This window comes from Streptomyces parvus (assembly GCF_032121415.1).
Lineage (GTDB): Bacteria > Actinomycetota > Actinomycetes > Streptomycetales > Streptomycetaceae > Streptomyces > Streptomyces globisporus_A.
Genome location: NZ_CP135079.1, coordinates 1,038,272 through 1,058,120 on the forward strand (window position 1 = coordinate 1,038,272; position 19,849 = coordinate 1,058,120).

Here is a 19,849-nt window from a genome sequence, read left to right on the forward strand (position 1 = left end):
GCCCCTCTCCGCCCCGGCCGGCCGTGCGCCCGCCGAAGTGTTACGTATAACGTCGAGGTTCATACGTACCATGTGCGCAGTTCGCGGGTCCACCCCGCGGTGTTACGGAGACGTCCCGCACGGAGGCACGAGTGACCAGCGCCCAGCAGCCCGTCCCCGCCCGGCCCACCAGTCGTGATGTGGCCCGGGCGGCGGGCGTCTCCCAGGCGACGGTCTCCCTGGTGCTCGGCGGGAAGTGGCCGGGCCGGGTGTCGGAGGTCACCGCCCGGCGGGTGAGGGAGGCCGCGACGGAGCTCGGCTACCGGCCCAACCTGGCGGCCCGCAGTCTGCGGCTCGGCCGCACGAGGACCGCGCTGCTGGTGGTCCCGGCGCTCACCAACGAGTTCTTCGCCCGGGTGTACGCGGGGGCGGCGGCGCTCGCCGCCGAGCACGACTTCGGTGTGGTGCTCTACCCCTCGCCGGACGGCACGGGCCCGGCCCGGGACCCCTTCGCCTCGGCACGGGCCGCTCTCGACGGGGTCATCGCGTCCTCGATGGCCGCCGAGGCGCTGGACGCGCTGCACGGGGCGGATCTGCCGCTGGTGATGCTGGACAGCGACCCCTCCGACACCGGGCCCGCCGCCCGTGTGAACCTCGACATCGCGGACGGGATGCGGCAGGTGACGGGCCATCTGCTGGAGCTCGGCCACCGTCGCTTCCTGCATCTGGCGTCCGCCGTGGACACCTGGACGTTCGCGGTACGCGCCGAGGCGCTGTACGACGCGCTGGGCGCGGCGGGGGATGCGACGGTGCGTACGGTACGTGCCCCGCTGGACGTGGGGGCGGGGCGCGAGGCGGCCGAGCAGGCTCTGGCGGTCACCGGGGACCGGCCCACCGCGATCGTCTGCGACGACGACATCCTGGCCGCCGGAGCCTGCAAGGCGGCGCGCAGGCTCGGACTGCGGGTGCCGGACGAGTTGTCGGTGACCGGGTTCGACGACCTGGCGCTGGCCACCGCGCTGGAGCCGGAGCTGACCACCGTGCGACTGCCGGCGGAGCGGGTCGGGGAGCGGGGCATGGAGGCGCTGCTCGCCGTGCTGGACGGCCGCCCCGCCGAGCAGGGCGGTCTGCCGGTCCGGCTCGTCGTACGCGGCTCCACGGCGCCCCCGCCCGCCGACCGGGCATGACGGTGCCCCCGGGCAGGGGCCCGGGGGCACGCCGAGCGCCGCTCGGCTACTTGCCGGTCTCCTCCGTGGAGCCGGACGCGCTGCCGGTGCCGGTATCGGTGGAGTCGCCGTCCTCGGCGTCGGACGGGGCGTCCGTGGGCGTGGTGGCCGCGGCTTCCGTCCCCAGAAGCCGGGCGAGCTGACGGCCGACGATCCGCTTGAACTTGCGCTGCTGGGGGCGGGTGCGGTCCAGGACCGCGACCTCCAGGCGCTCCGCGGGGATCTCCCGCTCGCCGCCGCCCGGCTCCCGCGAGAGGGCCTGGACGGCCAGCTTGAGCGCCTCGGCCAGCGTCATGCCGTCGCGGTGCCGCTGGTCGAGGAAGCTGCTGATCTGTTCGGAATTGCCGCCGACCGCGACCGAGCCGTGCTCGTCCACGATCGAACCGTCGTGCGGCAGCCGGTAGATCTGGTCGCCCTCGGGCTCGCTGCCGACCTCGGCGACCACCAGCTCCACCTCGTACGGCTTCTCGGCCGCGCTGGAGAAGATGGTGCCGAGCGTCTGGGCGTAGACGTTGGCCAGCCCACGGGCCGTCACATCGTCCCGGTCGTAGGTGTATCCGCGCAGATCGGCGTAGCGCACACCGCCGATGCGGAGGTTCTCGTACTCGTTGTACTTGCCGGCGGCGGCGAAGCCGATCCGGTCGTAGATCTCGCTGAACTTGTGGAGCGCGCGGGACGGGTTCTCGCCGACGAACACAATGCCGTCGGCGTACTGCAGCACAACGAGGCTGCGACCACGGGCGATGCCCTTGCGGGCGTATTCCGCCCGGTCGGCCATGGCCTGCTGGGGTGAGACATAGAACGGCGTCGACACCGGCTATCCGTCCCTTCCTGTCAGTGACGAGTGCATCGGAAAAAGGCTCGGAGTCCGGATCAGAGCAGCGCGGCGCGCGGGCCGTCGGGCTGCTCGAGTCGGCGTTCCAGAATGGAACGCGCGATCTCGGAGGACTCCTGGTCGGTCAGCCTCCGGAAGCCTTCGTCGGTGATGACGGTGACGATCGGATAGATGCGGCGGGCCACGTCCGGCCCTCCGGTCGCCGAGTCGTCGTCCGCCGCGTCGTACAGCGCCTGGACGACCAGGGTGAGGGCCTGTTCCTGCGTCAGGTCCTCACGGTAGAGCTTCTTCATCGAGCCGCGGGCGAAGATCGACCCGGAGCCGGTGGCGGCGTACCCGGTCTCCTCGGAGCGGCCGCCGGTGACGTCGTAGGAGAAGATGCGGCCCTTCTCGCGGTCGACGTCGTAGCCCGCGAAGAGGGGAACCACGGCGAGGCCCTGCATGGCCATGGCGAGATTGGAGCGGATCATGGTGGAGAGCCGGTTGGCCTTGCCCTCCAGGGAGAGCTGGGCGCCCTCGACCTTCTCGAAGTGCTCCAGCTCCAGCTGGAACAGCTTGACCATCTCCACGGCCAGCCCGGCGGTGCCCGCGATACCCACCGCGGAGTACTCGTCGGCCGGGAAGACCTTCTCGATGTCGCGCTGCGCGATCATGTTGCCCATGGTGGCGCGCCGGTCGCCTGCCAGGACCACGCCACCGGGGAAGGACGCGGCGACGATGGTCGTCCCGTGCGGCGCCTCGATCGCCCCCTGGAGCGGCGGCAGGCTGCGGTTGCCCGGGAGCATCTCGGGCGACTGGTCGGACAGGAAGTCCATGAACGAGGACGAACCCGGCGTCAGGAAGGCAGCTGGTAGACGCCCGGTGCTACGAGTGTTGGCTTCCACGCGTTTCCCTCCAGGTATGCGATGGCCCTGCGCAAGAAAGTCAGGATCATCCCCCAACTTGCCGATGGCCGAATTGCAGTTGAAGCAACTTGTGCCACGGACCCTACCCGCCCCGTGGGAGTGATCCACATGTTCGGCGGGGGAATCCGCGCCGATCCGGCGGCCCGTCGACCGGGCCCCGTCGGCAGGCGGGGTGACGGCGTACGCCGTCACCCCGCCTCCTACCAAGCGTTCACATTCGTGAACTACTGTCCACCCTTTTGGACGAAGGACCTGACGAAGTCCTCGGCGTTCTCTTCGAGCACGTCGTCGATCTCGTCCAGCACCGAGTCGACGTCGTCGCTCAGCTTCTCCTGTCGCTCCGCAAGGTCCTCGGACGCCTGCGCGTCCTGCGCCTGCTCCTCGACCTCCTCGGTGGAACGTGTCGCCTTCTGCTGTCCGCCGCCGGTGTCCTTGGTCGCCATGTAGCTCACCCCGCTCGGTTCGAAGCAATCGAAGCTCTTGATCAGACCCTACCCACCGGGTCCGACATTTGGCCCGGTAGTTGATGCAAGCCCGTGCCTCAGGTGATTGATTCCCAGCCCGGAGGCCTTTCAGCCGCCCGACAGCGCCCGGACCAGTTCCTCGGCCGTACGGCAGCGGTCGAGCAAATCCTTCACGTGCTCCCTGGTGCCGCGCAGCGGCTCCAGCGTGGGCACCCGCTGCAGGGAGTCGTGGTCCGGCAGGTCGAAGATCACCGAGTCCCAGGAGGCCGCCGCCACATCATCGGCGTACTGCTCCAGACAGCGGCCGCGGAAGTAGGCCCTGGTGTCCTCAGGAGGCACCGTACGGGCCCTGGTGACCTGGTCCTCGTTCAGGAGGCGCTTCATCTTCCCTCGCGCCACCAGGCGGTTGTAGAGGCCCTTGTCGGGCCGTACGTCCGCGTACTGGAGGTCCACCAGATGCAGCCGGGGGGCGTCCCAGTCCAGTGCGTCGCGGCGGCGGTAGCCCTCCATCAGCTCCCGTTTGGCGATCCAGTCCAGCTCGCCCGACAGGCTCATCGGATCCGTCTCCAGCCGATTGAGGGTGTCCTCCCAGCGGGCCAGGATGTCCTTGGTCTGCTCGTCGGCGTCGGCGCCGAACCGCTCGTCGACGTATTTGCGGGCCAGCTCGAAGTACTCCATCTGGAGCTGCACGGCGGTGAGTGTCCGGCCGCTGCGGAGCGTGATCAGCTGACGCAGGTCCGGGTCGTGCGAGACCTCGTGCAGGGTGCGGACGGGCTGGTCGACCGCGAGGTCGACAGTGATGAACGCGTCCTCGATCATCGACAGCACCAGGGACGTGGTGCCGAGCTTGAGGTAGGTGGAGATCTCCGAGAGGTTGGCGTCGCCGATGATCACGTGGAGCCGGCGGTACTTCTCGGCGTCGGAGTGGGGCTCGTCCCGGGTGTTGATGATGGGGCGCTTGAGCGTGGTCTCCAGGCCGACCTCGACCTCGAAGTAGTCGGCGCGCTGGCTGATCTGGAAGCCGTGCTCATGGCCGTCCTGGCCGATACCGACGCGGCCCGCGCCCGTGACGACCTGGCGGGAGACGAAGAACGGCGTCAGATGGCGGACGATGTCCGAGAACGGCGTCTCCCGCTGCATGAGGTAGTTCTCGTGCGTGCCGTAGGAGGCGCCCTTGTTGTCGGTGTTGTTCTTGTAGAGGTGGATCGGCTGGGCGCCGGGGATGGCGGCCGCCCGCTCGGCGGCCTCCGCCATGATCCGCTCGCCGGCCTTGTCCCAGAGCACCGCGTCGCGCGGATTGGTGATCTCCGGGGAGCTGTACTCGGGGTGCGCGTGGTCGACGTAGAGCCGGGCGCCGTTGGTGAGGATGACATTGGCCAGGCCGATGTCCTCGTCGGTGAGCTGGCTGGAGTCGGCGGTCTCCCGGGCGAGGTCGAAGCCTCGCGCGTCACGCAGCGGGTTCTCCTCCTCGAAATCCCAGCGGGCGCGGCGCGCCCGGTGCATCGCCGCCGCGTACGCGTTGACGATCTGGGACGAGGTGAGCATGGCATTGGCGTTGGGGTGGCCGGGGACGGAGATCCCGTACTCCGTCTCGATGCCCATTACTCGCCGTACGGTCATGCGGCCCTCCTTGCCCGGCGTCGGCCCCTCCCGGAGCGACGCTCACGTACCGCTGCTGTGTCCGGTGCGTCTGTGCGGTGCCCGTCACCGCACTGCGCGACTCGGCGGTACCGCAGAGCCTAGAGCGCCTCTGCGCCGGTGGGGAGCTCCATTACGAGTTTGCTCCGGCATGGCCGGAACGTGGGAATGAAACCGGCTGCGGAAGGCCCCAGGGGCCTTCCGCAGCCGGTCCGGGTATTACAGGTACTGACCGGTATTGGCCACCGTGTCGATGGAGCGCCCGGTGTCCGCGCCCTGCTTTCCGGTGACGAGTGTGCGGATGAAGACGATCCGCTCACCCTTCTTACCGGAAATCCTGGCCCAGTCGTCCGGGTTGGTGGTGTTCGGCAGGTCCTCGTTCTCCTTGAACTCGTCCACGCAGGCCTGCAGGAGATGAGCGACCCGCAGCCCCTTCTGGCCCTGTTCCAGGAATGCCTTGATGGCCATTTTCTTTGCCCGGTCGACGATGTTCTGAATCATCGCGCCGGAGTTGAAGTCCTTGAAGTACAGGACTTCCTTGTCGCCGTTGGCGTACGTGACCTCGAGGAAGCGGTTCTCCTCGGACTCCGTGTACATCCGCTCCACGACCGACTGGATCATGGCGTGGGCGGCGGCCTCGCGCGAGCCGGTGTGCTCGGAGAGGTCGTCCGCGTGCAGCGGGAGCGACGGGGTCAGGTACTTCGCGAAGATGTCCTTCGCAGCCTCGGCGTCGGGACGCTCGATCTTGATCTTCACGTCGAGCCGGCCGGGCCGCAGGATGGCGGGGTCGATCATGTCCTCGCGGTTGGAGGCGCCGATGACGATGACGTTCTCCAGGCCCTCCACCCCGTCGATCTCGGCGAGCAGCTGCGGGACGATGGTGTTCTCCACGTCCGAGCTGACGCCGCTGCCGCGGGTGCGGAAGAGGGACTCCATCTCGTCGAAGAAGACGATGACGGGGGTGCCCTCGCTCGCCTTCTCCCTCGCCCGCTGGAAGACCAGGCGGATGTGCCGCTCGGTCTCGCCGACGTACTTGTTGAGCAGCTCGGGGCCCTTGATATTGAGGAAGTAGCTCTTCCCCGCGGGCTGCCCGGTCACTTCGGCGACCTTCTTGGCGAGCGAATTGGCGACGGCCTTGGCGATGAGCGTCTTGCCACAGCCGGGCGGGCCGTAGAGCAGGATGCCCTTCGGCGGGCGGAGCTCGTGCTCCTTGAAGAGGTCGGGGTGCAGATACGGAAGCTCGACCGCGTCGCGGATCAGCTCGATCTGGTCGCCCAGGCCGCCGATCTTGTCGTAGTCGATGTCCGGGACCTCTTCGAGGACGAGCTCCTCGACCTCGCTCTTGGGGACCACCTCGTAGACGTAACCCGACCTGGAGTCCAGGAGCAGGGCGTCGCCGGAGCGGATGGTGATGTCCAGCAGCGGCTCGGCGAGCCGCACCACCCTCTCCTCGTCGGTGTGCCCGACCACCAGGGCGCGCTCGCCGTCCTCGAGGATCTCCTTGAGGGTGACGATGTCCCCGGCCCGCTCGAACTCCATGGCCTCGACCACGTTGAGCGCTTCGTTGAGCATGACCTCCTGGCCACGCCGCAGGTCCTCGAGCTCGACGCTGGGGCTGACGTTCACCCGGAGCTTGCGGCCCCCGGTGAAGATGTCGCAGGTGCCGTCCTCGTTGGCCTGCAGGAAGACGCCGAAGCCCGCCGGCGGCTGCGCGAGCCGGTCGACCTCTTCCTTGAGGGCCACGATCTGGTCACGCGCCTCACGGAGCGTGTTGGCGAGCCGCTCGTTCTGAGCGGACACGCCTGCCAGATTCGTCTGCAACTCGACGATCCGCTCTTCGAGAATCCTCGTATGACGCGGAGAGTCGGCGAGCTTACGTCGCAGGACGGCGATTTCCTGCTCGAGATAGGCAACCTGGCCGGCTGGGTCCTCGGACCCGCGCGCGGGCCGGATGCCGCGGTTGATGTCGTCGTCGTGGGCTGCCACGGTCCTCACCTCCTCCATGGGGAGCTGGACGCTTCCTGACCCTACCTGGGTGGGTGGTGATTGAAACCCCTAGATCACAAAGACTGCGGGGCGTGTCCGATCTTCACCCTTGCGCTCTCCCTCACGTCAAGGGAATACCCACCCTTCGGCACCGGAAAGCCGCCGGTTGTATCGTCGAACTGTTCAACACCCGTCAGGGCTGGCTCCAATTGGTTCGGATACGCAGGAACGGCAGGACACATGACCGTGCAGCAGGACTCGCCGGGCGACAGTGACACGCAGGACCTGGAGGTCTGGATCGACCAGGACCTCTGTACGGGGGACGGCATCTGCGTGCAGTACGCCCCCGATGTCTTCGAGCTGGACATCGACGGCCTGGCTTATGTGAAGAGCTCCGACGACGAGCTGTTGCAGGCCCCGGGGGCGACCACGCCGGTACCGCTGCCGCTCCTCCAGGACGTCGTCGATTCGGCCAAGGAGTGCCCCGGCGACTGCATCCACGTGCGGCGCGTCAAGGACAGCGTCGAGGTGTACGGGCCGGACGCCGAGTAGTCGTCCCGGGCCCGCGGGCCCGGGACGCACCGGCGAGCCCGGGAGGCGGTGCTCAGACGCTGCGGGCGAGCTCCCCGGCGCTGCGGACGAAGGTCTGCCCCTGCCACCGCCAGGAGGCCTGTTCCTCCTGGTCGGGGCAGCAGCGGGGCACCTTCAGCGAGGAGTAGCCGAGGAGGGTCGCCGAGACGACGCCGTCGCGTACGGCGAAGTCCCCGACGGTCTTCCTGTCAGCGGGGTCCACCAGGGTCGCCACGACCCGGGGTGCGGCCCCGCTCGCCTGTGTCAGGACGTAGATGCCGCCGGGCGGGGTCCCCGATCCGGCGGCGCAGTGCACCACGGCGACGGTTTCCGGCCGCCCGTCGCCGTCGAGGTCCCCGGGGGCCTGTTTGGCGACGGTCGTCCCGGCGCCGCCGCATTGGAGCGGGAAGTCGACGCCGACCGGGTCCGGGGCGGGCACGGGAGCGCCCTGCTGTGTGGTGGTCCGCTGCTCGGAGGCCGTGGCGGTCGCCGTGGCCGTACGGGGCTGGAGCAGCCCGGCCAGCGCGACGACGCCCGCCATCGCCGCGGCCGTGGCGAGCCAGTGCATCGGCTTGGCGGCGGTGTGGGCGGGGTCCGGGAGCGCGGAGGTCTGCACGCGGTATGTCTCCTGATGGTTCCTGGGAGCCCGGTGTAGGGGTGGGAACACCCCGAGGGGTTGCCCGGCATCGTGCCACACCTCACAGCCGGGCGGAACGGCGGGGTCAACGAAAAGGCGCCGCCGCGCCGTTCTCCGGTCGGTCGGGGAACTGCGCGGCGGCGCCGGTGCGTTGCGCGGGTCAGCCGCGGTCGGCGGCGGAGCCCCCGCGGCTCTGGCTGCCCGGTCCCTCGTAGTCCTCGCCGTAGGCGCCCTTGGAGGGGCGGCGGCGGCGCAGCGGCGGCTCGACGCCGTCCGCGAGGCGGCGGGCGGTGACCAGGAAGCCGGTGTGGCCGATCATCCGGTGGTCGGGGCGGACGGCGAGGCCCTCCACGTGCCAGTTGCGGATCATCGACTCCCAGGGCTGCGGTTCGGCGAAGCAGCCGATCTCGCGGATGGACTCGACGGTGCGCGAGAGCTGGGTGGTGGTGGCGACGTAGGCGCAGAGGATGCCGCCGGGCACCAGGGCCTTGGAGACGGCCTCCAGGCACTCCCAGGGGGCGAGCATGTCCAGCACGACGCGGTCGACGTCGGTGTCGGAGAGGTTGTCCTGGAGGTCTCCGACGGTCAGCTGCCAGGCGGGGTGCGGCGAGCCGAAGTAGCGCTCGACGTTCTGCTGGGCGATCTCGGCGAAGTCCTCGCGGCGCTCGTAGGAGTGCAGCATGCCCTGCTCACCGATGGCGCGCAGCAGGAAGGTGGAGAGCGATCCGGATCCGACCCCGGCCTCCACGACGCGGGCGCCGGGGAAGATGTCCGCGAAGGCCAGGATCTGGCCCGCGTCCTTGGGGTAGACCACGGCGGCACCGCGGGGCATGGACAGGACGTAGTCGGGGAGCAGGGGGCGCAGCGCGAGGTAGGCGACGTTTCCCGTGGTGCGGACAACACTGCCCTCGGGAGCACCGATCAGCTCGTCGTGCTGGAAAGAACCCTTGTGGGTGTGGAAGTTCTTTCCGGCTTCGAGCGTGAAGGTGTAGTGGCGTCCCTTGGGGTCGGTGAGCTGTACCTGGTCCCCGACCTTGAAGGGCCCACGTCGGCGGGCGGCACCGGTCGGTTCAGACATGTGACCAGCCTACCGGTGATTCCGGGGCCTCCTGCCGCCCCTCCCCGCCGGGAGAGGGCTCAGGCGCCGGGGCGGGCCATGGCCTTGACGAAGGCGCGCTCCACGTCGGCGGTGGAGAGGACTCCGTAGATCTCGCCGGTCTCCTCGACGACCAGGTATTCGGTGGCGGGGGTGGCCTTGAGCCGGTCCAGGAGGGCTTCGCCGGCCAGTTCGGCGGGGACCTTCATGCCGTCGGTGAGGTCCTGGGCGAGGCCGCTGACGGCGACCCAGGGGCGGCGGTGCTCGGGGACGCCGACGATGGCGGCCTCGCGGACGACGCCCTTGGGGTTGCCCTGTCCGTCGACGACGACCAGGGCGCGGGCGCCGGCCTCGTTGGCCCGGCGCAGCGCTTCGGAGAGCGGGGTGGCGGACTCGACGGGGACGGCGCGGCGGGTCAGGGTGCGGGCCCTGAGGTCGGGCAGGTGCTCGCGGAGGCGGGCCATGCGCAGGCTGTTCCCGGCGCCGGTCCAGATGATGCCGGCGAGGATCGCGGCGAGCAGCGCGTCCATGACGGTCTCGACGCCGCCGATGTCCTGGGCGGTGCCGCCGAGGGCTCCGGTGTGGGTGAGCAGCGGCAGTCCGACGAGGACGGTGACGGCGAGGCCCCGGCCGACCCAGGCGGCGGCGATGGTGCCGGTCATGGGCTTGCCGGTGATCTTCCAGACGATGGCGCGGAGCATCCGGCCGCCGTCCAGCGGCAGGCCGGGCAGCAGGTTGAAGGCGGCCACGATGAGGTTGGAGATCATCAGGCCCGCGAGCAGGACGCCCGGGACGGTGCCGGGCTCGACCAGCTGCATCGCGCCGTAGAAGACACCGCCGAGGACCAGGGACAGGAGCGGTCCGACGAAGGCCAGGACGAACTCTCGGCCGGGGGTCTCCGTCTCCTTCTCGATCTCCGAGACGCCGCCGAAGAACTGGAGCTGGATGCGGCGGACCGGGAGTTTGTAGCGCAGGGCGGCGACCGTGTGGGCCAGTTCGTGGACGAGCACGGAGGCGTAGAAGGCGATGGCGAAGAACAGGGCGACGAGATAGCGGGCGCCGCCCAGCTCGGGCAGCACGCGGTCGAGCTGGCCGCCGAAGACCCACGTGATCAGCGCGGCGACGACGAACCAGCTGGGGGCGACGTAGACGGGCACGCCGAAGGGGCGGCCCATGAGCAGGCCGCCGCCCGGCTCCGCGGGGCGTTTGGGCTTGCCGTTGTCCGGGTCGGTGCCGGGGGCCGTTCCCCCTGCGCCGGGCTGCGGCCGCCCGCTGTCGCCGCTGTCGTCCACGGGGTCCCTTCGGTTCGGTGCGTGGTCTGTGCCACGATCATGCAGTGTGCGAGGGTCTGCCGTCGATGGTATGCCGCTCGGTGTCAGTGGCGGGCCGTAGGGTCTTGGGACATGACCTCCGTGCCGCGGCCGCCTCAGCCGCCTTCGTCCCTGTCGCCGTCGCGGGCGAGCGATTTCATGCAGTGCCCCCTGCTCTACCGCTTCCGGGTCATCGACAAGCTGCCGGAAAAGCCCAGCGAGGCGGCTACCCGCGGCACGCTGGTCCATGCGGTGCTGGAGCGCCTCTTCGACGTCCCGGCGGCCGACCGTACGGCGCCTCGGGCGCGGGCGCTGATCCCCGGCCAGTGGGACCGGCTGCTGGAGTCGAAGCCGGAGCTGAGCGATCTGTTCGCCGGGGACGCCGAGGGGGAGCGCCTGACGCGTTGGCTGGGCGAGGCGGAGCGGCTGGTGGACCGGTGGTTCTCGCTGGAGGACCCGACGCGGCTGGAGCCGGCCGAGCGCGAGATGTTCGTCGAGACCGAGCTGGCGTCGGGGCTGCGGCTGCGCGGGGTCATCGACCGGGTGGACATCGCGCCGAGCGGCGAGGTCCGGATCGTCGACTACAAGACGGGCAAGGCACCGCGGCCGGAGTACTCCGACGGGCCGCTGTTCCAGATGACGTTCTACGCGCTGGTGATCTGGCGGCTGAAGGGCGTGGTGCCGCGCCGCCTCCAGTTGGTCTATCTGGGCAGCGGGGACGTCATGACGTACGACCCGGTGGTGGCGGACCTGGAGCGGGTGGAGCGCAAGCTGCTGGCGCTGTGGGACGCGATCAGGCTGGCGACGGAGACCGGCGACTGGCGGCCCCGGCCGACGAAGCTGTGCGGCTGGTGCGACCACCAGGCGGTGTGTCCGGAATTCGGCGGGACTCCCCCGGTCTATCCGCTGTCGGTCCGCCCGGCGGGTCCGGGCGAGGATGACCAGGGCAGAATGGGACCGGTCCGGGCCGAGGCCGGCCGAGCCGTGGCCCTTGAGGGCCCTTAAGGAGTTCCTGTGGCGATCCGCGTCCTTCTGGTCGACGACCAGCCTCTGCTGCGCACCGGTTTCCGGATGATCCTGGAGGCGGAAGGCGATCTGGCGGTGGTCGGGGAGGCCGGTGACGGTCTGCAGGCCATCGATCAGGTGCGGGCGCTGCAGCCCGATGTGGTGCTGATGGACATCCGGATGCCGCGGATGGACGGGGTGGAGGCGACCCGTCAGATCACCGGCCCCGGGAAGGACGGCCCGGCGAAGGTGCTGGTGCTGACCACCTTCGATCTCGACGAGTACGTGGTGGAGGCGCTGCGGGCGGGGGCGAGCGGTTTCCTGCTGAAGGACGCCCCGGCGGCCGAGCTGGTGCAGGCGATCCGGGTGGTGGCGGCGGGCGAGGCGATGCTCGCGCCGAGCATCACGCGCCGGCTGCTCGACAAGTACGCCGATCATCTGCCGTCCGGAGAGGAGCCGGTGCCGGACGCCCTGCACACGCTGACGGACCGTGAGGTCGAGGTGCTGAAGCTGGTGGCGCGGGGGCTGTCCAACGCGGAGATCGCGGCGGAGCTCTTCGTCAGCGAGACGACGGTCAAGACGCATGTGGGCCATGTGCTCACGAAGCTCGGCCTGCGCGACCGGGTGCAGGCCGCGGTGTACGCGTACGAGAGCGGGCTGGTGCGCCCCGGCGCGCAGTAGCGGCACCGCGCTCGCGGAAGAGAGACCGCGCGAGAGCCCCGACCGCGCAACGCCGTCCGGCCCGCGCCCCCTTCTCGCGAGGGGGGTGCGGGCCGGACGGCGTTGCGCGGTCGGGGCTCAGGCGCCGGGCCGGTTGAGCTCCCAGAGCTGGAGCTCGGAGGTGGCGCTGACGGAGCGCTCCACCCCGGCGATCCCGTCGCGGGAGGCCACGTACTGCTTGCCCTGCCAGATCGGGAGCACCGGCACGTCGGTGGCGACGATGTCCTGGAGCTTCTCGTAGGTGGCGGCGGCCGCGGTGCGGTCGGCCTCACGGCGGGACTGCGGGATGAGGACCTTCTCCGCCTCGGGCGACCGGTAGGGCGAGTTGAGGAAGTTGTTGGCGTCCAGGAAGGGCGCGGTGTAGTTGTCCGGGTCCGGGAAGTCGGGGAACCAGCCCATGCCGTAGGCCGCGTAGTCGCCGCGCTTCTGCTCGGGGCGGTACTTCGACCACTCCTTGCCCTGGACGGAGACGTCGAAGAGGCCCGAGCCGTTCAGCTGCTGCTGGATCGCCTTGAACTCGGCTGCGGTGGCCGGACCGTAGTGGTCGTTGGTGTAGTGCAGGGTGAACTTCACCGGCGTCTTGATCCCGGCGTCACGGAGGATCGCCGCGGCCTTGGCGGCGCTGGGCTCGCCGTACTTGTTGAAGAAGGCGTTGGTGTGCCCGGCGATGCTGGACGGGATCAGCGAGTAGAGGGGTTCGGCGGTGGTGCCGTACACCTTGCCCGCGATCTGGCCCCGGTCGATGATCTGCGCCACGGCCTGCCGGACGGGCTTGTCGACCACGGGGTTCTTGGTGTTGAACCCGAGGTAGCTGATGGCCAGTCCGGGCAGCTCGGTGAGGTCGACGCCCTCCTTCGGCTCCACGAGCATGTCGTGGGCCTGCTCGGGCGACATCGCCCGGGTCATCAGGTGGATCTTCTCCTCGTCGAGCGCCTTGCCCATGGCCTCGGCGTCGGGGAAGAGGTCCATCTCGACCTTGTCGTTGAGCACCTTCAGCTCACCCTTGTACGAGGGGTTCTTCTCGAAGGCGATCTTGACGACCCGGCCGTCCTCGACCTGCGGCTTCATGGTGTACGGGCCGGAGCCGTCGACCTGGAAGCCGGTGCGTGGCTCGTTCGCCGGGTACTGCGTCTTCGGGACGATGCCGGCGGCGGGGGTGGCGAGCTTGTACGGGAAGGTCGCGTCGGGCGTGTTCAGGTGGAAGATCACCTGGTCCTCGCCCTTGGTCTCGATCATGTCGATGTTGGCGAGCAGGCCGACCGGGCCGCTGTCCGAGTCGATGTCGATGACGCGCTGGATGGAGTGCTTCACGTCCTCGGCGGTGACGGGCGTCCCGTCGGCGAAGGTGAGGCCCGCCCGCAGGGTGCAGCGGTAGCTCTCGTTCGCGGTGTCGGTGAAGGTGCAGCTGCGGGCGGCCTCGGGCACCGGCTCGCCGCCGCCGTTGGGCACCGTGGTCAGGGTCTGCACGGTCTGCCGCAGGACGTTCCAGACGCCCGCTTCGTAGCCGATGGCCGGGTCGAGCGGCGCGGGGTTCTCCTTGGAGGCCACGAGCTGGTCCGTGGTGCCGACCACGATGGCCCCCTTGCCACCGGCGCCGCTGTCCGCGCTGCCGCAGGCGGCGAGCACGGGGGCGAGCAGGCCGACGACGGCCGGCAGCACCAGGGTCTTGCGGTTCATCTGGACGTTCTCCCTCATCCCGGCAGGTGAGGAATCCAAGTTAGTAGCCGTGGGTGAGCCCTCCGACCGCCCGGTGAACGGTCCACGCTCACCCGGTCATCAGCGAGGCGGACATACGATCACCATTAAGGACAGCTCACCCGTTTCGGCGAGGCGCGGGCGACCCCCGAGTGAGCAAGGTCACTCCTCCGCCCCCTTCACAGAATCACCCTGCAACTGATCCACATCCACGGAACACTGCCGGAAAGCACACGGAGCGGAGCAGGAAATCCATCGTTCGTTCACATACTGCGGCTCGATCCGGTGATCAGCCCGCGCAGGAACGCGAGGTCGACCTCTTCGAGGGATCCGACGACCACCCGCCCGGCCGCCGGGGCGATGGGGGCGACGGACGGCACGGCGACGACCCGGCAGCCGGCGGCCTCGGCGGCGGCCACACCGGTCGCGGTGTCCTCGATCACCGCGCAGCGCCAGGGGTCGGCGCCGAAGCCGGCGGCGGCGGTGAGGTAGGGCTCGGGGTGGGGCTTGGTCCGGGCGACCTCGTCCCCGGCGACCGTGAGCGCGAAGTGGTGGCGGCCCACCGATTCCAGCACCCGGTCGATGATCCGGCGGTGGGAGGCCGAGACGAGTGCGGTGGGCACCTCGTACACGGCCAGCTCGGCGAGCAGCCGCTCGGCTCCCGGCATCAGCGGCACACCCCGGCTGATGCGCTTCTCGAATCCGTCGTTGAGCAGCACGGTCAGCTCGTCCAGCCGGATGTCGGCGCCGGTGACGTCGATGAGGTAGCCGGCGCTGCGGGACATCGGACCGCCGACGACCACGTCCCGCCAGGCCTCGTCCAAACGGTGTCCGAGGCCGGCGAAGACCTCCTTCTCGACGTCCCACCAGAATCCCTCGGTATCGACCAGGGTTCCGTCCATGTCGAGAAGAACCGCCTGCAGGGCGGCCTCTTCGGCCGTGCGGGTCAAGGACGCGGGAACCGTACTGGTCATCCGGCACACCTTCCGTAAGGGACGAGAAGGCCGGCCGCCATTCCCAGAAGTGGGAGGGCGACCGGCCTGCGCTGGACCGACCAGTGTACGACGTGTCGTCCCGCGGTGCGCGGCAGGCGCGTGACCGCGGGGCGAAATCCGTCCTACCGGGCGTTGAAGTACTTCGCCTCGGGGTGGTGGATGACGATGGCGTCGGTGGACTGCTCCGGGTGGAGCTGGAACTCCTCGGAGAGGTGCACGCCGATCCGCTCCGGCTGGAGGAGGTCGGCGATCTTGGCCCGGTCCTCCAGGTCCGGGCACGCCCCGTAACCGAGGGAGAACCGCGCGCCGCGGTACTTCAGCGCGAACATGTCCTCGACGTCCTCCGGGTCCTCCCCGCCGAAGCCCAGCTCGCTGCGGACCCGGGCGTGCCAGTACTCGGCGAGGGCTTCCGCGAGCTGGACGGAGAGGCCGTGCAGCTCCAGGTAGTCGCGGTAGGAGTTGGCGGCGAACAGCTCGGCGGTGGCCTCGCCGATCCGGGAGCCGACGGTGACGATCTGGAGGCCGATGACATCGGTCTCGCCGGACTCCTCGGGGCGGAAGAAGTCGGCGAGGCAGAGGCGGCGGCCGCGGCGCTGGCGCGGGAAGGTGAAGCGGGTGCGCTCCGAGCCGTCCTCGTGGAGGAGGATCAGGTCCTCGCCCTTGGAGACGCAGGGGAAGTAGCCGTAGACGACGGCGGCTTCCAGGAGGTTGTTGGACTGGAGGTGGTCGAGCCAGCCGCGCAGGTGCGGGCGTCCCTCGGTCTCCACCAGCTCCTCGTACGTCGGCCCGTCGCCGGTCCTGGCCTGCTTGAGGCCCCACTGGCCCTTGAACAGGGCGCCCTCGTCGAGCCAGGAGGCGTAGTCCTTGAGCGGAATGCCCTTGACGACCCGGGTGCCGCGGAAGGGCGGCTCGGGGATGGGGTTGGTGGTGGAGACGTCCGAGCGCACCGAGCCCTCGGGCTCCTCGACCTCCAGCACGGCGGTGTCGGTGTCCTTCTTGGGAACCCGGCGCTGCTTCAGCTCGGGCAGGGCCGCGCCCGGCACGCCGCGCTTGACGCCGATGAGCGCGTCCATCAGGCGCAGGCCCTCGAAGGCGTCGCGGGCGTAGCGGACCTCGCCCTCGTAGATCTCGTGCAGGTCCTGCTCGACGTAGGCCCGGGTCAGCGCGGCGCCGCCGAGGATGACCGGGAAGTCGGCGGCCATCTTGCGCTGGTTGAGCTCCTGGAGGTTCTCCTTCATGATCACGGTCGACTTCACCAGGAGACCGGACATGCCGATGACGTCGGCGCGGTGTTCCTCGGCGGCTTCCAGGATCGCGGAGACGGGCTGCTTGATGCCGAGGTTGACGACGTTGTAGCCGTTGTTGGAGAGGATGATGTCGACGAGGTTCTTGCCGATGTCGTGGACGTCGCCCCGGACGGTGGCCAGCACGATGGTGCCCTTGCCCTCGTCGTCGGACTTCTCCATGTGCGGCTCCAGGTGGGCCACCGCGCTCTTCATGACCTCGGCGGACTGGAGGACGAACGGGAGCTGCATCTGGCCGGAGCCGAACAGCTCGCCGACGACCTTCATGCCCTCCAGCAGCGTGTTGTTGACGATGTCGAGGGCCGGGGTGTCCTGGAGGGCTTCGTCGAGGTCGGCTTCCAGGCCGTTCTTCTCGCCGTCGATGATGCGGCGCTGGAGCCGCTCGTCCAGCGGGAGGGCCATCAGCTCCTCGGCCTTGCCCGCCTTCATCGACTTCATGTTGACGCCCTCGAACAGCTCCATGAGCTTCTGGAGGGGGTCGTAGCCCTCGGCGCGGCGGTCGTAGATCAGGTCGAGGGCGACCTCGACCTGCTCCTCTTCCAGCCGGGCGATCGGCAGGATCTTCGAAGCGTGCACGATCGCGGAGTCGAGGCCCGCCTTGACGCACTCGTCGAGGAAGACGGAGTTCAGCACGACACGGGCGGCCGGGTTGAGGCCGAAGGAGATGTTGGAGAGGCCCAGCGTGGTCTGGACGTCGGGGTGGCGCTTCTTCAGCTCGCGGATGGCCCCGATGGTGGCGATGCCGTCGCCGCGGGACTCCTCCTGGCCGGTGCAGATGGTGAAGGTCAGGGTGTCGATGAGGATGTCGGACTCGCGGATGCCCCAGTTGGTGGTGAGGTCCTCGATCAGCCGCTCGGCGATGGCGACTTTGTGCTCGACCGTGCGGGCCTGGCCCTCCTCGTCGATCGTCAGGGCGATCAGGGCGGCGCCGTGCTCGGCGGCCAGGGCGCTGACCTGCGCGAAGCGGGACTCGGGGCCGTCGCCGTCCTCGTAGTTGACCGAGTTCAGCACGGCCCGGCCGCCGAGCTGCTCAAGACCGGCCCGCAGGACGTCCAGCTCGGTGGAGTCCAGCACGATCGGCAGGGTGGAGGCGGTCGCGAAGCGGCCGGCCAGCTCGGTCATGTCGGCGACGCCGTCCCGGCCCACGTAGTCGACGCAGAGGTCGAGCATGTGCGCGCCCTCGCGGATCTGGTCGCGGGCCATCTCCACGCAGTCGTCCCAGCGGGCCTCCAGCATGGCCTCGCGGAACTTCTTGGAGCCGTTGGCGTTGGTGCGCTCCCCGATGGCCAGGTAGGCGGTGTCCTGGCGGAAGGGGATGTGCTGGTAGAGGGAGGCGGCGCCGGGCTCGGGGCGCGGGTCGCGCTCCGTCGGCGTCAGCTCGCGCGCGCGGTCGACGACGGCCTTCAGGTGCGCCGGGGTCGTACCGCAGCAGCCGCCGATGAGGGAGAGGCCGTAGTCCCGGACGAAGTGTTCCTGGGAGTCGGCGAGACCGTCGGGGCCGAGCGGGAAGTGGGCGCCGTCCTTGGTGAGGACGGGCAGCCCGGCGTTGGGCATGCACATCAGGGGCGTACGGGAGTGGCGGGCGAGGTAGCGCAGGTGCTCGCTCATCTCGTCCGGGCCGGTCGAGCAGTTCAGCCCGATCAGGTCGATGCCCAGCGGCTCCAGGGCGGTCAGCGCCGCGCCGATCTCGGAGCCGAGGAGCATGACGCCCGTGGTCTCGAAGGCGAGGGAGCAGATCAGCGGCACCTGGAGTCCGAGGGCGTCCATCGCGCGGCGGGCGCCGATGATGCTGGCCTTGGTCTGCAGGAGGTCCTGGGTGGTCTCGACGATCAGCGCGTCGGAGCCGCCCGCGAGGAGGCCCTCGGCGTTCTGCTGGTAGCCGTCGCGCAGGACGTCGTACGTGATGTGGCCGAGCGAGGGCAGCTTGGTGCCGGGGCCGATCGAGCCGAGGACCCAGCGCTGGCGGCCGTCCTTCGCACCGAACTCGTCGGCGACCTCGCGGGCGATCCGGGCGCCGGACTCGGAGAGCTCGAAGATCCGGTCGGCGATCTCGTACTCGTTGGCGGCGGAGTGGTTCGCGCCGAAGGTGTTGGTCTCGACGCAGTCGACGCCGACCGCGAAGTACTCCTCGTGGACCGAGCGCACGATGTCGGGCCGGGTGATGTTGAGGATCTCGTTGCAGCCTTCGAGATTCTCGAAGTCCTCCAGCGTGGGGTCCTGTGCCTGGAGCATGGTGCCCATCGCCCCGTCGGCCACCACCACGCGGGTGGCGAGTGCCTCTCGGAGTGCTTCTGCGCGGGTCCGGCTGTCGGCGGCGGATGTCGGCAACGAGGCCATGGATGATCTCCCAGGGATGCGACGGCTGTCGGCTTTGCGTCCTTCTCGGGGAAGGCGCACCTCGCCAGCCTAGCCCGACGGGGCCCGGGTCCGTAGGGGCGTCCACGGGGCGGAACGCGTACGACCTGCATGCTGTGGCGGGTGCGACACGTGCGGCCGGGTGGCGGAGACTTTCCCCGGAGTCCGGCGCAGGTCGGCATCGACCGATAGTGTTCAGCATTGTCGAACCGAGGTGGAGGAGTACGGCGCGATGGCCAAGAACATCCAGTCGCTGGAGCGGGCGGCCGCGATGCTGCGTCTGCTGGCGGGCGGCGAGCGCCGGCTCGGGCTCTCCGACATCGCCTCCTCGCTGGGGCTGGCCAAGGGCACGGCGCACGGCATTCTGCGCACCCTTCAGCTGGAGGGTTTCGTCGAACAGGACGCGGCGTCGGGCCGCTACCAGCTGGGCGCGGAGCTGCTGCGGCTCGGCAACAGCTATCTGGACGTCCACGAGCTGCGGGCCCGCGCCCTGGTCTGGACGGACGACCTGGCCCGCTCCAGCGGCGAGAGCGTCCACCTCGGGGTGCTGCACCAGCACGGCGTACTGATCGTCCACCACGTCTTCCGGCCCGACGACAGCCGCCAGGTGCTGGAGGTCGGGGCGATGCAGCCGCTGCACTCCACGGCGCTGGGCAAGGTGCTGTCCGCGTACGACCCGGTGGCCCACAGCGAGGTCATGGAGGCGGAACGCCGCTCCTTCACCGGGCGCACCGTCACCGAGGCCGACGCGTTCGAGTCGATGCTCGACCTGGTCCGGGCCCAGGGCTGGGCCGCCGACGCCGAGGAGACCTGGGAGGGCGTCGCCGCCGTGGCCGCCCCCGTGCACGACCGGCGCAGGATGCCGGTGGGCGCGGTCGCCGTGACCGGCGCGGTGGAGCGCGTGGCCCCGGGCGGCACACTGCGCCCCGAGCTGATCGCGGCCGTACGGGACTGCGCCCGCGCGGTCTCCCGGGACCTGGGCGCCGGGCGCTTCTGACAGCCCGCACGCCACGCGCCCCCACCGGGGCCGGCACGCCCGCGCCCGGCACATCCGACACCGGCCGGTAACGATCCCGTCGCGCACCGAGTCGTGCACCGCAGAACCCTTGACGCTTCCTTCACTTCGGGG

16 protein-coding genes and 1 pseudogene are annotated in these 19,849 nt (G+C 70.0%); 5 read left to right on the forward strand and 12 right to left on the reverse strand.

Annotated elements, in window-relative coordinates:
- The first annotated feature begins 131 nt into the window (after window positions 1-131).
- The gene (locus RNL97_RS05745) at window positions 132-1,166 is read left to right on the forward strand and encodes a LacI family DNA-binding transcriptional regulator (RefSeq protein ID WP_243313574.1); all 1,035 of its coding nucleotides are present in this window, start codon (window positions 132-134) and stop codon (window positions 1,164-1,166) included.
- Between the two features lie 46 nt (window positions 1,167-1,212).
- Here RNL97_RS05745 and prcA read toward each other — a convergent pair whose 3' ends face one another.
- The 6 genes and pseudogenes from prcA to arc all read right to left on the reverse strand — a co-directional run bounded on the left by prcA (window position 1,213) and on the right by arc (window position 7,033).
- Window positions 1,213-2,019 carry a proteasome subunit alpha gene (prcA, locus tag RNL97_RS05750; protein WP_030590044.1) on the reverse strand — a complete coding sequence of 269 codons (807 nt, stop codon included), beginning with the start codon at window positions 2,017-2,019 and terminating at the stop codon, window positions 1,213-1,215.
- A gap of 59 nt (window positions 2,020-2,078) precedes the next feature.
- Window positions 2,079-2,924: a proteasome subunit beta gene (gene prcB, locus RNL97_RS05755; protein WP_030590047.1), complete on the reverse strand. Its 846-nt coding sequence runs from the start codon at window positions 2,922-2,924 to the stop codon at window positions 2,079-2,081.
- Window positions 2,876-3,068 (reverse strand): annotated as a pseudogene (locus tag RNL97_RS05760) (endonuclease domain-containing protein); the annotation flags it as partial. The pseudogene RNL97_RS05760 and the gene prcB, both read right to left, overlap by 49 nt.
- A gap of 101 nt (window positions 3,069-3,169) precedes the next feature.
- On the reverse strand, window positions 3,170-3,388 hold the full coding sequence (locus tag RNL97_RS05765) for a ubiquitin-like protein Pup (protein ID WP_003970166.1): 219 nt from the start codon (window positions 3,386-3,388) through the stop codon (window positions 3,170-3,172).
- Between the two features lie 129 nt (window positions 3,389-3,517).
- A complete protein-coding gene (dop, locus tag RNL97_RS05770; RefSeq protein ID WP_030590050.1) occupies window positions 3,518-5,029 on the reverse strand; it encodes a depupylase/deamidase Dop in 1,512 nt (503 codons plus the stop codon).
- A gap of 237 nt (window positions 5,030-5,266) precedes the next feature.
- Window positions 5,267-7,033, reverse strand: a complete 1,767-nt coding sequence (arc, locus tag RNL97_RS05775) for a proteasome ATPase (protein ID WP_006123382.1) — start codon at window positions 7,031-7,033, stop codon at window positions 5,267-5,269.
- A gap of 240 nt (window positions 7,034-7,273) precedes the next feature.
- On the opposite strand from arc, the gene RNL97_RS05780 reads away from it, so the two are divergent.
- Window positions 7,274-7,585, forward strand: a complete 312-nt coding sequence (locus tag RNL97_RS05780; RefSeq protein ID WP_030590055.1) for a ferredoxin — start codon at window positions 7,274-7,276, stop codon at window positions 7,583-7,585.
- A 52-nt stretch (window positions 7,586-7,637) separates the two neighbouring features.
- Here the strand turns inward: RNL97_RS05780 and RNL97_RS05785 are convergent, their stop codons facing one another.
- The 3 genes from RNL97_RS05785 to RNL97_RS05795 all read right to left on the reverse strand — a co-directional run bounded on the left by RNL97_RS05785 (window position 7,638) and on the right by RNL97_RS05795 (window position 10,628).
- Complete coding sequence (locus RNL97_RS05785; protein ID WP_030590058.1) at window positions 7,638-8,219, reverse strand: hypothetical protein; 582 nt, start codon at window positions 8,217-8,219, stop codon at window positions 7,638-7,640.
- A gap of 181 nt (window positions 8,220-8,400) precedes the next feature.
- The gene (locus tag RNL97_RS05790) at window positions 8,401-9,318 is read right to left on the reverse strand and encodes a tRNA (adenine-N1)-methyltransferase (protein WP_006123386.1); all 918 of its coding nucleotides are present in this window, start codon (window positions 9,316-9,318) and stop codon (window positions 8,401-8,403) included.
- 59 nt (window positions 9,319-9,377) lie between these two features.
- A complete protein-coding gene (locus RNL97_RS05795) occupies window positions 9,378-10,628 on the reverse strand; it encodes a site-2 protease family protein (protein WP_030590061.1) in 1,251 nt (416 codons plus the stop codon).
- 177 nt (window positions 10,629-10,805) lie between these two features.
- Between RNL97_RS05795 and RNL97_RS05800 the strand changes: the two genes are divergently transcribed.
- Window positions 10,806-11,651: a RecB family exonuclease gene (locus RNL97_RS05800; RefSeq protein WP_313750444.1), complete on the forward strand. Its 846-nt coding sequence runs from the start codon at window positions 10,806-10,808 to the stop codon at window positions 11,649-11,651.
- 9 nt (window positions 11,652-11,660) lie between these two features.
- The gene (locus RNL97_RS05805) at window positions 11,661-12,332 is read left to right on the forward strand and encodes a response regulator (protein WP_006123389.1); all 672 of its coding nucleotides are present in this window, start codon (window positions 11,661-11,663) and stop codon (window positions 12,330-12,332) included.
- 117 nt (window positions 12,333-12,449) lie between these two features.
- Here the strand turns inward: RNL97_RS05805 and RNL97_RS05810 are convergent, their stop codons facing one another.
- From RNL97_RS05810 to metH, 3 genes are all read right to left on the reverse strand, one after another.
- Complete coding sequence (locus tag RNL97_RS05810) at window positions 12,450-14,048, reverse strand: ABC transporter substrate-binding protein (RefSeq protein ID WP_243313576.1); 1,599 nt, start codon at window positions 14,046-14,048, stop codon at window positions 12,450-12,452.
- A gap of 281 nt (window positions 14,049-14,329) precedes the next feature.
- Complete coding sequence (locus RNL97_RS05815; protein ID WP_030590070.1) at window positions 14,330-15,040, reverse strand: HAD family hydrolase; 711 nt, start codon at window positions 15,038-15,040, stop codon at window positions 14,330-14,332.
- Between the two features lie 143 nt (window positions 15,041-15,183).
- Complete coding sequence (metH, locus tag RNL97_RS05820; RefSeq protein WP_243313579.1) at window positions 15,184-18,702, reverse strand: methionine synthase; 3,519 nt, start codon at window positions 18,700-18,702, stop codon at window positions 15,184-15,186.
- 250 nt (window positions 18,703-18,952) lie between these two features.
- On the opposite strand from metH, the gene RNL97_RS05825 reads away from it, so the two are divergent.
- Entirely contained in the window at window positions 18,953-19,717 is a 765-nt protein-coding gene (locus tag RNL97_RS05825) for an IclR family transcriptional regulator (protein WP_030590076.1), read from the forward strand.
- Window positions 19,718-19,849: the final 132 nt, after the last annotated feature.

Coding starts and splice junctions, on each gene's coding strand:
- RNL97_RS05765 (WP_003970166.1), bottom strand. CDS start 3,388: ATGGCGACCAAGGACACCGGCGGCGGACAGCAGAAGGCGACACGTTCC.
- dop (WP_030590050.1), bottom strand. CDS start 5,029: ATGACCGTACGGCGAGTAATGGGCATCGAGACGGAGTACGGGATCTCC.
- RNL97_RS05780 (WP_030590055.1), top strand. CDS start 7,274: ATGACCGTGCAGCAGGACTCGCCGGGCGACAGTGACACGCAGGACCTG.
- RNL97_RS05790 (WP_006123386.1), bottom strand. CDS start 9,318: ATGTCTGAACCGACCGGTGCCGCCCGCCGACGTGGGCCCTTCAAGGTC.
- RNL97_RS05800 (WP_313750444.1), top strand. CDS start 10,806: ATGCAGTGCCCCCTGCTCTACCGCTTCCGGGTCATCGACAAGCTGCCG.
- RNL97_RS05810 (WP_243313576.1), bottom strand. CDS start 14,048: ATGAACCGCAAGACCCTGGTGCTGCCGGCCGTCGTCGGCCTGCTCGCC.
- RNL97_RS05815 (WP_030590070.1), bottom strand. CDS start 15,040: ATGACCAGTACGGTTCCCGCGTCCTTGACCCGCACGGCCGAAGAGGCC.
- metH (WP_243313579.1), bottom strand. CDS start 18,702: ATGGCCTCGTTGCCGACATCCGCCGCCGACAGCCGGACCCGCGCAGAA.
- RNL97_RS05825 (WP_030590076.1), top strand. CDS start 18,953: ATGGCCAAGAACATCCAGTCGCTGGAGCGGGCGGCCGCGATGCTGCGT.